Source organism: Pseudomonas sp. PGPPP4 (genome assembly GCF_002256045.1).
Classification (GTDB): domain Bacteria; phylum Pseudomonadota; class Gammaproteobacteria; order Pseudomonadales; family Pseudomonadaceae; genus Chryseomonas; species Chryseomonas oryzihabitans.
Genome location: NZ_NKID01000003.1, coordinates 169,590 through 182,446, shown reverse-complemented (window position 1 = coordinate 182,446; position 12,857 = coordinate 169,590). Strand labels below are relative to the sequence as shown.

Annotated in this window: 11 protein-coding genes and 2 pseudogenes; 7 read left to right on the top strand and 6 right to left on the bottom strand. The window is 69.1% G+C overall.

What is annotated here, in order from left to right; all coding sequences use genetic code 11:
• Positions 1-175 precede the first annotated feature (175 nt).
• Both aroE and hemF read right to left on the bottom strand, forming a co-directional pair.
• Positions 176-991, bottom strand: a complete 816-nt coding sequence (gene aroE / locus CFE50_RS06535) for a shikimate dehydrogenase (RefSeq protein WP_027600514.1) — start codon at positions 989-991, stop codon at positions 176-178.
• Positions 992-996: 5 nt separating this feature from the next.
• Positions 997-1,926: an oxygen-dependent coproporphyrinogen oxidase gene (gene hemF / locus CFE50_RS06530; protein ID WP_286732125.1), complete on the bottom strand. Its 930-nt coding sequence runs from the start codon at positions 1,924-1,926 to the stop codon at positions 997-999.
• A 143-nt stretch (positions 1,927-2,069) separates the two neighbouring features.
• Here hemF and CFE50_RS06525 point away from each other — a divergent pair, with 143 nt between their 5' ends.
• The 4 genes and pseudogenes from CFE50_RS06525 to CFE50_RS22750 all read left to right on the top strand — a co-directional run bounded on the left by CFE50_RS06525 (position 2,070) and on the right by CFE50_RS22750 (position 6,590).
• Positions 2,070-3,047 (top strand): NADPH:quinone reductase, encoded by a 978-nt coding sequence (locus CFE50_RS06525; protein WP_027598738.1) that lies wholly within the window; start codon positions 2,070-2,072, stop codon positions 3,045-3,047.
• A 159-nt stretch (positions 3,048-3,206) separates the two neighbouring features.
• Positions 3,207-5,690 (top strand): annotated as a pseudogene (locus CFE50_RS06520) (PAS domain S-box protein); the annotation flags it as partial.
• 198 nt (positions 5,691-5,888) lie between these two features.
• Positions 5,889-6,131: pseudogene (locus CFE50_RS22755) on the top strand (ATP-binding protein); the annotation flags it as partial.
• Positions 6,132-6,590, top strand: a complete 459-nt coding sequence (locus CFE50_RS22750) for a response regulator (RefSeq protein WP_502694684.1) — start codon at positions 6,132-6,134, stop codon at positions 6,588-6,590. It abuts the pseudogene before it with no gap.
• 1 nt (position 6,591) lies between these two features.
• Here CFE50_RS22750 and tsaC read toward each other — a convergent pair whose 3' ends face one another.
• The 3 genes from tsaC to CFE50_RS06505 form a co-directional block, all read right to left on the bottom strand.
• A complete protein-coding gene (gene tsaC / locus CFE50_RS06515) occupies positions 6,592-7,146 on the bottom strand; it encodes an L-threonylcarbamoyladenylate synthase type 1 TsaC (RefSeq protein WP_286732122.1) in 555 nt (184 codons plus the stop codon).
• 64 nt (positions 7,147-7,210) lie between these two features.
• Complete coding sequence (dprA, locus tag CFE50_RS06510) at positions 7,211-8,296, bottom strand: DNA-processing protein DprA (RefSeq protein ID WP_286732121.1); 1,086 nt, start codon at positions 8,294-8,296, stop codon at positions 7,211-7,213.
• Positions 8,297-8,347: 51 nt separating this feature from the next.
• On the bottom strand, positions 8,348-9,379 hold the full coding sequence (locus tag CFE50_RS06505) for a LysM peptidoglycan-binding domain-containing protein (protein WP_039975566.1): 1,032 nt from the start codon (positions 9,377-9,379) through the stop codon (positions 8,348-8,350).
• 231 nt (positions 9,380-9,610) lie between these two features.
• Here CFE50_RS06505 and def point away from each other — a divergent pair, with 231 nt between their 5' ends.
• Genes def through rsmB form a run of 3 tightly spaced genes read left to right on the top strand, consistent with a single transcriptional unit; the run spans position 9,611 to position 12,418 of the window.
• Positions 9,611-10,117, top strand: coding sequence for a peptide deformylase (gene def, locus CFE50_RS06500; RefSeq protein ID WP_007160149.1), 507 nt, complete (start codon positions 9,611-9,613; stop codon positions 10,115-10,117).
• Positions 10,118-10,175: 58 nt separating this feature from the next.
• The gene (gene fmt, locus CFE50_RS06495) at positions 10,176-11,120 is read left to right on the top strand and encodes a methionyl-tRNA formyltransferase (RefSeq protein WP_286732119.1); all 945 of its coding nucleotides are present in this window, start codon (positions 10,176-10,178) and stop codon (positions 11,118-11,120) included.
• Positions 11,117-12,418, top strand: a complete 1,302-nt coding sequence (gene rsmB / locus CFE50_RS06490; protein ID WP_286732118.1) for a 16S rRNA (cytosine(967)-C(5))-methyltransferase RsmB — start codon at positions 11,117-11,119, stop codon at positions 12,416-12,418. The genes fmt and rsmB overlap by 4 nt, the downstream gene beginning before the upstream one ends.
• Here the strand turns inward: rsmB and CFE50_RS06485 are convergent.
• On the bottom strand, positions 12,402-12,842 hold the full coding sequence (locus CFE50_RS06485; RefSeq protein WP_286732117.1) for a bactofilin family protein: 441 nt from the start codon (positions 12,840-12,842) through the stop codon (positions 12,402-12,404). The genes rsmB and CFE50_RS06485 overlap by 17 nt on opposite strands.
• Positions 12,843-12,857 lie beyond the last annotated feature (15 nt).

The following is a 12,857-nucleotide window of genomic DNA, read 5'->3' as shown; positions in this document are numbered from 1 at the left end:
CAGAGCCGTAGCGTGGAAAACGGCGCAGCCTTTTCCACGGGTGACTTCGGGGCGCGAGGCTGGCCCTCACCCCAACCCTCTCCCAAAGGGAGAGGGGGCTATCCGAGCAGGCGGCCATCTCCAGTTGGTAGGTCGGGTCGAGCGCAGCGAAGCCCAACACCGACCAGGCCCGAACTCAGCCCAGCTGCCGCCGCAACTCCGCCAGCACCGGCGCGCTGTCGGGGCGCACGCCGCGCCAGAGTTCGAAGGCCTCGGCAGCCTGTTCCACCAGCATCCCCAGGCCGTCCAGGGTGTGGAAGGCACCCTCGTCCAGGGCCCAGCGATTGAAGGGGGTGAGGTCCTTGCCGTACATCATGTCGTAGGTCACCGTCTGCGGGCCGATGACCGCTTCCGACAGTGGCGGGCGACCGCCCCCGAGACTGGCCGAGGTGCCGTTGATGATGACGTCGAAGGGCGCTCTCAGGGTGGAGAAGGCCGCCACCTCGATCGTCCCCAGTTCGGCGAATTCCCGCGCCAGTTGCACCGCCTTGAGTTCGGTGCGATTGGCCAGCACCAGTTGCCCGGGATTGCAGGCCAGCAAGGGCTCCAGCACGCCGCGTACGGCGCCGCCGGCGCCCAGCACCAGGACGCGCTGACCGGCCAGTTGCAGACCGGCGTTGACCGTGAGATCCCGCACCAGCCCGGCACCGTCGGTGTTGTCGCCGAGCAGGCGACCGTTGGCCTGGCGCTTGAGGGTGTTCACCGCCCCGGCGCGGCGCGCGCGCGGGGTGAGTTCGTCGCACAGCTGGTAGGCCTCTTCCTTGAAGGGCACCGTGACATTGGCGCCCAGGCCGCTCTGGAAGAAACTGCGGGCGCTTTCGCTGAAGCCGTCCAGCGGCGCCAGCAGCGTGCCGTAGTGCAGGCGCTGGCCGGTCTGGTCGGCGAACAGGCTGTGGATCAGCGGCGACTTGCTGTGGGCGATGGGATTGCCGAAGACGGCGTAGCGATCCATGGACTCTATCCTGCGGGCGTCGGGGCGAGCGCGAGCCAGTCGCGGTCGGTGAGAAAGAAGTCGGTCAGGCGCGCTTCCGGCGAGCCGGGCACGGGTTTCCAGTCATAGCCCCAGCGCACCTCGGGTGGCAGCGACATGAGGATGGACTCGGTGCGCCCGCCGGATTGCAGGCCGAACAGGGTACCGCGGTCATAGACCAGGTTGAATTCCACGTAGCGGCCGCGGCGATAGGCCTGGAATTCCCGCTCGGCCTCGCTGTACGGCTGGTGGCGGCGGCGCTGGACGATGGGCAGGTAGGCGTCGACGAAGGCATCGCCGATGGCGCGCTGGAAGGCGAAACAGGTGTCGAAATCCCAGTCGTTCAGGTCATCGAAGAACAGGCCGCCGATGCCGCGTGGCTCGCCGCGGTGCTTGAGGTGGAAATAGCGGTCGCACCAGGCCTTGTAGCGCGGATAGACGTCGGCGCCGAAGGGCGCGCAGGCGTCATGGCAGACCTGGTGCCAGTGCACGCAGTCAGCCTCGTTGCCGTAGTAGGGGGTGAGGTCGAGACCGCCACCGAACCACCAGACTGGCGCCTCGCCAGGCTTTTCGGCGAGAAAGAAGCGCACATTGGCGTGGGCGGTGGGGATATGCGGATTGCGCGGGTGCATGACCAGGGAGACGCCCATGGCCTCGAAGCTGCGCCCGGCCAGTTCCGGGCGATGGGCGCTGGCCGAGGGCGGCAGGCTGTCGCCATGCACATGGGAGAAATTCACGCCGCCCTTTTCCAGCAGGACGCCCTCGGCGATCACCCGGGTACGGCCACCACCGCCGGTCGGCCGGGTCCAGGCGTCTTCGACGAAAGCGGCGGCGCCATCCTCGGCTTCCAATGCGGCGCAGATGCGCTCCTGCAGATCGAGCAGATAGGCCTTGACGGCTTCCAGGGAGGGATTCATCGCAAGGATTTCCACAACAGGCGGGGAGGGCGCAGAGCATAACACCCGTATCCGACCGGTTGACGTGGCCCGCGGTTGCGGCTTGGATGAAGGCTTACCCCAAGAGAGCCCGGCCAAGGGCTCCAACCAGGAGACACGCAAGCATGGCCCAGCGCATCCAGTTCAGCCGCACCGGTGGTCCCGAAGTACTCGAACTTGTGGATTTCGAACCCGCCGCGCCCGGCCCCGACGAGGTGCAGGTGCGCAACCATGCCATCGGCCTCAACTTCATCGAGACCTACTACCGCAGCGGCCTCTATCCACCGCCGTCGCTGCCCTCGGGCCTGGGCACCGAGGGCGCCGGGGTGGTGGAAGCGGTCGGCAGTGCGGTTACCCGCTTCAAGGCCGGCGACCGCGTGGCCTATGCCACCGGGCCGCTGGGCGCCTATGCCGAGGTCCATGTGCTGCCCGAGCGGCATCTGGTGCACCTGCCGGAAGCGGTGTCCTTCGAGCAGGGCGCCGCGGTCATGCTCAAGGGGCTGACGGTGCAGTACCTGTTGCGCCAGACCTATCCGCTGCAGGCCGGCGACACCGTGCTATTCCATGCCGCGGCCGGCGGCGTCGGCTCCCTGGCCTGCCAGTGGGCCAAGGCCCTGGGCGTGCGTCTGATCGGCACCGCCGGCTCGCCGGAAAAGCTGGAAAAGGCCAAGGCGCTGGGCGCCTGGGCGGTGATCGACTATCGCCAGGAAGACGTCCCGGCGCGGGTCCGCGAATTGACCGACGGGGCCAAGGTGCCGGTGGTCTACGACGGCGTCGGCAAGGACACCTGGGAGATGTCGCTGGACTGCCTGGCGCCCCGCGGCCTGATGGTCAGCTTCGGCAACGCCTCCGGCGCGGTCACCGGGGTCAACCTGGGGATCCTCTCGCAGAAGGGCTCGCTCTATGTCACACGGCCGACCCTGGCCACCTACGCCGCCTCGCCCGAGGCCCTGCAGGACATGGCCGATCAGCTGTTCGAGCTGATCACCGACGGCCGCATCCAGGTGGACATCGGTCGGCGCTATCCGCTGGCCGAGGTGCAGGAAGCGCATCGGGCGCTGTCGGGTCGCGAGACCAGTGGCTCGACCATCCTGCTGCCCTGAGGCGAAACGCCCGCGTGCCTGGCCGGGGGAAATCGTGACGGCCATTAAGTTTCCCGCAGCCAGGCGGCACGACGGGGGTAAACGCCGGTCTATCTCGGACAGTCAGGTCGTCACGGCCTTGACGCTCCTTCAAGAATCGGCCGGATCGCTGCCCTTGTCATGCCTATCTCCAGCCCCCTCGCCAGCCTGCTCGACACCGCCACGGACACGGCGCTGATCACCCTGACCGCCGACGGGCGGATCGGGCAGTGGTGCCCGGCCGTCGCCCGGCTGCTGGGCTGGACGCCGCAGGACTGGCTCGGTGAATCCATCGTCGGCCTGCTGCTCCCCGGGCCGCCGGCCGACGGCTGGCTGACCGCTCTCGAACGCTGCCAGACCCAGGGCCTGCGCCACCGCGACGGTCACCTGGTACGCCTCGACCTGCACCTGGTGCCACTGCGTCGGGCCGATGTCGCCGTGGGCTGGCTGCTGCACGTCTGGCAGGCCCCGGCGAGCCGGGCCCGCTTCGCCGCCCGCCGCAGTGCCGAGCGCGACCTGCCGCAACGCCTGCAGGCGCTTGGCGAATGGTCACGGCGCCTCAGCGGCACGGCGGATCTCGCCGCCTTGCGCCTGTGCGCCACCCAGGCCCTGCGCGACCTGGCCGACGATCCCCAGGCGCGGCTGCTGTCCGTGGCCGAGGCCGGCAGTCCGCCGGCGGGTCAGTTACTGATCCCGTTCGGCCCGACCGCTCAGCCCCTGGGCTATCTGCAGCTGGGCAGCGCCGTCGAGGCGGACACCCGGCTGCTGCTGGATCAATTAGCCCTGCTGCTGGGTGCCCTGCTGGTGCGGCAGCAGACCCAGGATCAGGCCCGACACCTGGAACGGCGCCTGTCGCTGGAACAGGGCCTGTTGGCCAGCGTGCTGCAGCAGGCACCCCTGGGCATCTCCATCACCGAGGCCGGCAGCGAAGAAGCGGTGATGCTCAACGACCGGGTCGACATCCTCCTCGGCAAGCGTCCGGCCGGCGAGACGCTGGACGAGCGCTATGGCGCAATTGGCGCCCTGCACGCCAATGGTCAGCCCTATGCGGTGGACGACTATCCCACGGTACGGGTGCTGCGCAGCGGCCAGGCAGTGGCGCCCGAGTTGATGCGCTATCGGCGACCCGACGGCAGCATCCGGCTGCTGGAAGTATCCAGCGCACCGGTCCGCTCGGCCACCGGCGAGGTGATCGCCTCGGTCACCCTGTTCGATGACGTCCAGCAGCGGGTCGATGCGGAAACTGCCCTGCGCGAACACAGCGCGCGCCTGGCCAGCCTGATCAACCAGGCGGCGGTCGGCATCTGCCAGACCGACGCCCGCGGGCGCATCCTGCTCGCCAATCGACGCTATTGCGAATTGCTCGATCGCAACGAGGTGGGGGTGCTGGAACAGACCCTGCAGGCCCAGACCCATCCCGAGGATCGGGCCGTCCTGGAGCGCCATCTCGACACCCTGCGCGAGCGCGGCGACAGCTTCAAGCTGGACCAGCGTTTCCTGCGCCCCGACGGTTCGGTGGTTTGGGTCAGTCTGCATGGCTCGCCGCTGCAATCGGAAATCGGCCAGGAACTGTCGGTGAGCCTGGTGGTGGTGGATCTCACCCAGCGCAAGCAGGCCGAAGCCGCGCTGCACCTGTCCAACCAGCGCTTCCGCAACGCCGTGGAGGCGGTGCAGGGGGTGGTCTGGACCACCAATGCCCAGGGTCACCTGCTCGGCGAACAACTCGCCTGGAGCACCCTGACCGGGCAGAGCTATGCCCAGTATCAGCAGGACGGCTGGGCCGATGTCCTGCACCCCGAGGATGCACCCCGCACCCTGCGCCGCTGGCGCCTGGCGGTGCAGCAACAGGTGGACTTCCACGACGAACACCGCCTGCGCTGTCGCGACGGCCAGTGGCGCACCTTCAGCGTGCGCGCCCTGCCGGTGCGCGAGAACGGCGTGGTCTGCGAATGGGTGGGCGTGCACACCGACGTCAGCGAGATCCGCATGGCCGAGCACCGCCTGCGCCGGCTAGCCGAATTGCTGGAACAGCGGGTCCACGAGCGCACCGTCGAGCGTGACCGCATGTGGCGGGTGGCCGACGACCTGCTCGGCGTCATCCAGGGACAGCGCTGGCTCAGCCGCAATCCCGCCTGGGGCCGCACCCTGGGCTGGGACGACGAGGAATTGCGCCACCAGCCACCGACCTCGCTGGAGCATCCGGACGATCCGCCGGTGTTTCCGCGTCTGGCCGCCCTGCGCCACGGCGAGGTGCTCAGCGATCTACCCGGGCGCCTGCGTACCCGCGACGGTCACTGGCGCCACATGATGTGGAAGGCCACCGCCGATCACGACGGACGCATCTATGTCTTCGGCCGCGACGTCACCGTCGAGCACGATGCCGCCCTGGCCCTGCAGAATGCCGAAGCGGCCCTGCGCCAGGCGCAGAAGATGGAAGCCATCGGCCATCTCACCGGTGGCATCGCCCACGACTTCAACAACCTGCTCACCGGTATCAGCGGTTCCCTGGAGTTGCTGCGCCGGCGTCTCGACCAGGGTCGCCACGACAACCTGCAGCGCTACCTGGACACCGCCGAGCAATCCGCCACCCGCGCCGCGGCCCTGACCCATCGCCTGCTGGCCTTCGCGCGCCGGCAGACCCTCGACCCGCGGCCGGTGGACGTCAACGACCTGATCCTGTCCCTGGAAGAACTCTTCCAGCGCACCCTGGGCGAGCGCATCAGCCTGCGCAGCAGCCTCGCGCTGCAACTACCGCCGGCGCGCACCGACACCAACCAGCTGGAAAACGCCCTGCTGAATCTGGTGATCAACGCCCGCGACGCCATGCCCGAGGGCGGCCAGCTGACCCTGGAAACCGCCCTCGATCACCTCACCGACCTGGCCGCCGAACACGACCTGCCGCCGGGCGACTATGTGCGTCTGACCATCGCCGACACCGGCAGCGGCATGCCCGCCGAGGTGGTGGACCGCGCCTTCGATCCCTTCTTCACCACCAAGCCCATCGGCCAGGGCACCGGCCTGGGCCTGTCGATGCTCTATGGCTTCATCAAGCAGTCCGGTGGCCACGTGACCCTGGAGAGCGAATTGGGCAGTGGCACCCGGGTCAGTCTCTGGCTGCCCTGTGCCCAGCCCGAGCGGCCGGCGGCGAGCGCGACGCCCCAGGCGGCCATCGCCCAGAGCCGGGGCGAACGCCTGCTGCTGGTGGAAGACGATGTCTCGGTGCGGCTGCTGCTGCGCGAGATGCTCACCGAGCTGGGCTATCGCGTGCGCACCGCGGCCAGTGCCTCGGCGGCGCTCACCCTGGTCGACGGCGACCTGCCCTGTGACCTGCTGATCACCGATCTCGGCCTGCCGGATCTCGACGGCGCCGAGCTGGCAGGGCGCCTGCGCGAGCGCTGGCCGGAGCTGCCGGTGCTGTTCGTCAGCGGTCACGCCGAGCGCTCGACGCCGAACGGCGAGCCCTCGCTGGCCAAGCCGTTCCAGATCGATGCCCTGGCGCGGTTGCTGCGCCAGTTGCTGGACTGACCTAGGGCCGGAAGACCTTGCCGCTCACCAGATCGCGAATCACGCTGGGATTCTTGCGCCCGCCCAGTTCACCCGTGAGGATGCCGTCCAGATTATTGGGAAAGTACTGCTGAACCCGCAACCGCGTGCGGGCGGCCGGGCGGCCGGCGGGATTGGCCGAGGTGGAGATCAGCGGCCCGGTCAGGGCGCAGAGCTCGCCCACCAGCGGATGCTCGGAGACCCGCAGCGCCACGGTGGCGTGGGCGCCGGTCACCCAGCCGGGCAGGCGATTGTGGTGCGGCACCAGCCAGGTGTTGGGCCCCGGCCAGGTGCTGGCCAGCTTGGCCAGGGACTCTTCCGGCAGATCGTGCAGCAAAAAGTCGAACTGGCGGATGTTGTCGGCCACCAGGATCAGGCCCTTTTCCATGGGCCGCCGCTTGAGCATCAGCAGGCGATAGACCGCGGCCTGATCCCAGGGATCGCAGCCCAGGCCCCAGACGGCCTCGGTGGGGTAGGCCAGGACGCCCCCCTCGCGCACGATTCGCGCCGCCTGCCGCACTCGCCAGCTGTTGTGCATCGCCTTGCCTCCGCCAAATCCCTGAAGTCTACCCGAGCGCGCCGCCGATGCCAGTCATCCCCCGCTAGCCGAGGCGACTCCAGCTGCCCTGCTGCGCCACGATCCGGCCTTCCAGCTCCAGCTCGGTCAGCTGGACCAGCACCTCCGGCAGCGACAGATCGCAGAGCCGCGCCAGTTCTTCGCTGTTGAGCGGTCCGGCAGCCAGCTGGCGCAGCAGAGGATGTTCCTCGACCGCCGCGGTGGTAGCGAGCGGGGCCAGGCTGCGCCAGCCCTGCAGGGCTTCGAGAATGTGTTCCACGCCTTCCACCAGCTGCGCGCCCTCGCGGATCAGCTGATGACAGCCGCGGGCCCCGGGATGATGGATGGAACCGGGCAGGGCGAACACCTCGCGCCCCTGCTCGGCGGCCATTCGCGCGGTGATCAGCGAACCGCTGGAAGGACTGGCCTCCACCACCAGAGTACCCAGGCTGAGACCGCTGATGATCCGGTTGCGCCGGGGAAAGTTGCCGGCCTGGGGCGTGCAGTCCAGCGGCAATTCCGAGACCAGCGCGCCGCCCTCGGCCAGCAGGCGCCGGGCGAGCCCCAGGTGCCGGCGCGGATAGAGCTGCCGCAGGCCGGTGCCGAGCACGGCGACCGTGCCGCCGCCGGCGTCCAGGGCGCCCTGGTGCGCCGCGCCATCGATGCCCAGCGCCAGGCCACTGGTGATGCAGAAGCCGGCCGCGGCCAGGCTGTGGGCGAAACGCCGGGCATTGTCCAGTCCCTGGGCGCTGGCCTGGCGACTGCCGACTAGGGCCAGTTGCGGCCGCTCGAGCAACTCGATCTGGCCTTCGACGAACAGCAGCGGGGGTGGGTCGGCGATCTCGGCGAGCAGCGCCGGATAGCGCTCGTCGCCCAGGCAGAGCAGGTGGCGTTCGGGGCCGTCCAGCCAGGCCAGAGCCTGGTCGACCCGTTCGCGGGTGGCGGGACTGCGGCGGGCCTCCGCGGCCACCGCCGGCAGGCGCAAGGCGCGCCAGGCGGAGGCCGGGGCACTGAGGGCGGCGCTGGCGCTGCCAAAGGCGTCCAGCAACAGGCGCTGGCGCACGGCGCCAAGCTCCGGAAGTGCATGCAGGCGCAGCCGAGCGTCCAGCTCGGCAGGGGAGAAGCTGGCCATGGTGTCATCCTTGAGGGTGGCCGGTCGCCGTCCTGGCGACCCGGGAGGGGGTTAGGGGTTGCGCACCTTGTCCATGATCGCCAGCTGGCGGGTGGCGGTCAGGATCAGGCCGTAGCTGATCTTGTCGTAGGTGCGAAAGACCATCAGCAGGCCGGCGCGCTCGTCGGGGATCTTCACCAGCTCGCCGGTGATGCGGTCGCGCACCGTCTCGCCGGTCTTGTTGACCGCCAGCACGTTGCCCTCGGCCAGGCCGTCACGAGCGCCCTTGTTGAGGGTCACCACGTCGAACTGCCCGACCTGGGTGACGCCACGCGGCACATCGAGGATCAGGCCATTGATGTCGCGGGCCGGGGCGCTGGGCATGAAGGTGGAATTCACCAGCCGCTCCTCGGTGGGGAACAGCCGGTCGCCCAGGCGCACCTCCTGGGTGGTGCGGGTCAGGCGCAGGGTGGCGATATCGCCCTCCTGGGCGACCAGATCGGCGCTGCCGATGAAGTCGCCATTGATGCCGAGGAAGGCGCCGGTCTTGGGATCGACATAGGTCTTGCCCTGGCGGTAGATGCCATAGGCCGAGACCCCCGGTTGCAGCTTGCCGCGCACATAGATGCGATCGCCAGCGCCGCTCACCACCCGCTCGGCGTTGCCGGCCACCACATAGGGCGCCGCCTGGAACTGTTCGGCCGAATCGATGGCGCGATTCTGCAAGAGGAAGCTGTTGACCGCTTCCAGCGGAATGGCCGGGATGGCTTCGGCGATGGGCGTGCTGCGCACCGTGGGCGACAGCTTGACCGTGCCGCGCGAGGCGCCGCGGTTGAGCTGCAGGCGCGGCTGACCGTCGACATAGCTCAGCACCAGGGTGTCGCCGGGATAGATGAGGTGGGGATTCTTGATCTGCGGATTGGCCTGCCAGATCTCCGGCCATTCCCAGGGTTTGCTGAGGAATCTGGCGGAGATGTCCCAGAGGGTGTCGCCGCGAACCACGGTGTAGCTTTCCGGGTGATCCTGACGCAGGGTGACCGCTGCGTACGCCGACTGCAGGGCGCCCCCTGCAACCAGCAGCAGGGCGAACAAAGATTTCCTCATGCGTCGAATCCCTTTACACTCTTGGCCTTGAAGAACCGTCTTCACGCAAACGTCGGGGAATCGCCCCAGTCGTGCCCTGATCGCCACCTTTGTCGGCACCGGGCGGCGCAGGCGCTCATCCCCGTCGACCGACGTCATCCACCACTCGGGACCAGCCCGAGCCGGGTGGAAACAACGCTGCGGCATCTTAGCAGCGCCCCTTGACTGTATTCCACAAGTGCCCTCAACGCCATGGCGATCCTAGACATCCTCGAATTCCCCGATCCCCGCCTGCGCACCGTCGCCAAGCCCATCGACACGGTGGACGACGCCCTGCGCCAGACCATCGACGACATGTTCGAGACCATGTACGAAGCGCCCGGCATCGGTCTGGCCGCCACCCAGGTCAACGTGCATCGCCGCCTGGTGGTGATCGACGTCAGCGAAGACAAGAGCGAGCCGCTGGTCTTCATCAATCCCGAGGCCGAGCCGCTCACCCAGGAACTGGGCGAGTACCAGGAAGGCTGCCTGTCGATCCCCGGCTTCTACGAAAAGGTCTGCCGTCCCGAGCGCGTCCGGGTCAAGGCCCTGGATCGCGACGGCAAGCCCTTCGAGCTGGAATGCGACGGCTTGCTGGCGGTGTGCATCCAGCACGAGATCGATCACCTCGACGGCAAGCTGTTCGTCGACTACCTGTCGCCGCTCAAGCGCGATCGCATCAAGAAGAAGCTCGAAAAGCAGCAGCGCCACAAGGCCTGATCGCCCTGGCGGACGGCGTCATCGGCGTCCGCCGCTCGCCCTTTCCGCCAGGTCCGCCATGTCCAGATCCCTTCGCCTCGTCTTCGCCGGAACCCCGGAATTCGCCGCCGTGCACCTGCAGGCGCTGATCGACGCCGGTTATCCCATCGCCGCCGTCTACACCCAGCCGGATCGCCCCGCCGGGCGTGGCCAGAAACTGGCCATGAGTCCGGTCAAGCAGCTGGCGCTAGGCCACGGCATCCCCGTGCAGCAGCCGCCGACCCTGCGCGATCCCGCCGCCCAGGCCACCCTGGCGGCGCTGGAACCCGATCTGCTGGTGGTGGTGGCCTACGGCCTGATCCTGCCCCAGGCGGTGCTCGACATCCCGCGCCTGGGCTGCATCAACAGTCATGCCTCGCTGCTACCGCGCTGGCGCGGCGCCGCGCCCATCCAGCGCGCCCTGGAGGCCGGCGATGCCGAATCCGGGGTCACCGTGATGCGCATGGAGGCAGGTCTGGATACCGGCCCCATGCTGAGCAAGGTGAGCACACCGCTGACCGCCGACGACACCGGCGGCAGCCTGCACGATCGCCTGGCCAGCCTGGGCGCCGCCACCGTGGTCCAGGCGCTGCCGGGCCTGGCCAACGGCAGCCTGCCGGGCGAGGTGCAGGACGACGACCTGGCCACCTATGCGCACAAGCTCAACAAGGACGAGGCCCGGCTGGACTGGGGCCGTCCGGCGGTGGAACTGGAGCGCCGTATCCGCGCCTTCGATCCCTGGCCGCTGTGCCACACCGCCCTGGCCGGCGAGCCGCTCAAGGTCTGGAGTGCCGAATTGGCCGAAGGGCAGGGCGTTCCCGGCATGGTGCTGGATGCCGATCGTCATGGCCTGCTGGTCGCCTGCGGCGAAGGCGCCCTGCGCCTGACCCGGCTGCAGCTGCCCGGGGGCAAGCCGCTGGGCTTCGCCGATCTCTACAACGCCCGTCGCGAGCGCTTCGCCCCCGGTCAGGTGCTGGGTCTATGAATCCGCGGCTGGCAGCTACCCGCGCCCTGGCGGCGGTCCTCGCCGGCCGCGCCTCCCTCGGCAGCAGCCTGCCCGAGCAACTGGCCAAGGTCGATCCGCGTGACCGCGCCCTGGCCCAGGATCTGGCCTTCGGCACCGCCCGCTGGCAGCCGCGCCTGTCGCTGCTGGCGGAAAAGCTCATGGATAAACCCTTCAAGGCCGGCGACCGCGATCTCGAAGCCCTGCTGCTGATCGGGCTCTACCAGCTGTTCCATACCCGCATCCCGGCCCACGCCGCCATCGGCGAGACGGTGGGCTGCGTCGACAAGCTGAAGAAATCCTCGGCCAAGGGCCTGCTCAACGCCGTGCTGCGCCGCGCCCAGCGTGAATACGACAGCCTGCTGCCGGCCCTGGAGCATGACCCGGCGGCGCGCCTGGCCCATCCGCGCTGGCTGCAGAAAGCCCTCAAGGCGCGCTGGCCCGAGCAGTGGGAGGCCATCGCCACGGCCAACAACCTGCATCCGCCGCTGATCCTCAGGATCAATCGCCGTCAGGGCAGTCGCGATGCCTATCTGGCCGAGCTGGCCGCCGCCGGTATCGAGGCCGTGCCCTGCGCCTTCAGCGCCGACGGCATCCGCCTGCTGCAGCCCCAGGACGTCACCGCCCTGCCGGGTTTTGCCGCGGGTCGCTTGAGCGTGCAGGACGAAGCCGCCCAGCTGGCGGCCGAACTCCTGGAACTGGCGCCCGGCCAGCGGGTGCTGGACGCCTGCGCCGCACCCGGTGGCAAGACCTGCCACCTGCTGGAACGTGAACCGGCGCTGGCCGAGGTGGTGGCGCTGGACGCCGATGCCGGCCGCCTGCAGCGGGTCGAGCAGAATCTGGCCCGCCTGGGCCTCACGGCCCGCACCCTGGCCGCCGACGGCCGCGCCGTGGCCGACTGGTGGGACGGCACGCCCTTCCAGCGCATCCTGCTGGACGCCCCCTGCAGCGCCACCGGGGTGATCCGCCGCCATCCGGACATCAAGCTGACCCGCCAGGAAAGCGATATCGCGCCCCTGGTGCAGCTGCAGGGTGAATTGCTGGACGCCCTCTGGCCGACCCTGGAAGTGGGCGGCATCCTGGTCTATGCCACCTGTTCGGTGCTACCGGAAGAGAACAGCGACAACCTCGCCGCCTTCCTCGCCCGCACCCCGGGCGCCCGCGAACTGGACATTCCCGCCCCCTGGGGCCTGGCCCAGCCCCATGGCCGCCAGTTGCTGCCGCAGCCCGAAGGCCACGACGGCTTCTACTACTGCAAGCTGATCAAGATCGCTCGCTAGTCTCGGCCGGTAGCGCCACGGGCGCGGGCTGGGGCAACTCCAGCAGCGGCGCGGCCTCGTCGAGGCGGCGCAGGGTGCCTTCCACCACGGCGCCATTTTCCATGCTTAGCTGGCGATAGGTGATATTGCCGCGCACCCGCGCATTGGAATGCAGCTCCAGCAGGTGTTCGACCCGCAGATCGCCGACGATGGTGCCGTCGATGAGGGCGTCATAGCTGCTGACGTCGCCTTCCACCACGCCATTGACGCTGAGGGCCAGCAGGCTGGTGGTGCCCGGCTTGAAACTGATGCTGCCACGCACCCGCCCGTTGATCTTCAGGCCTTCGCTGAATTCCAGGTCACCCTGGATCGCCAGGTTATCGGCGATGAGACTGGAAAAGCCATTCACGGCAGGGCGGGGCGCCGCCTTCTTTCGGTTGAACATCGGTGCTGCTCTCCG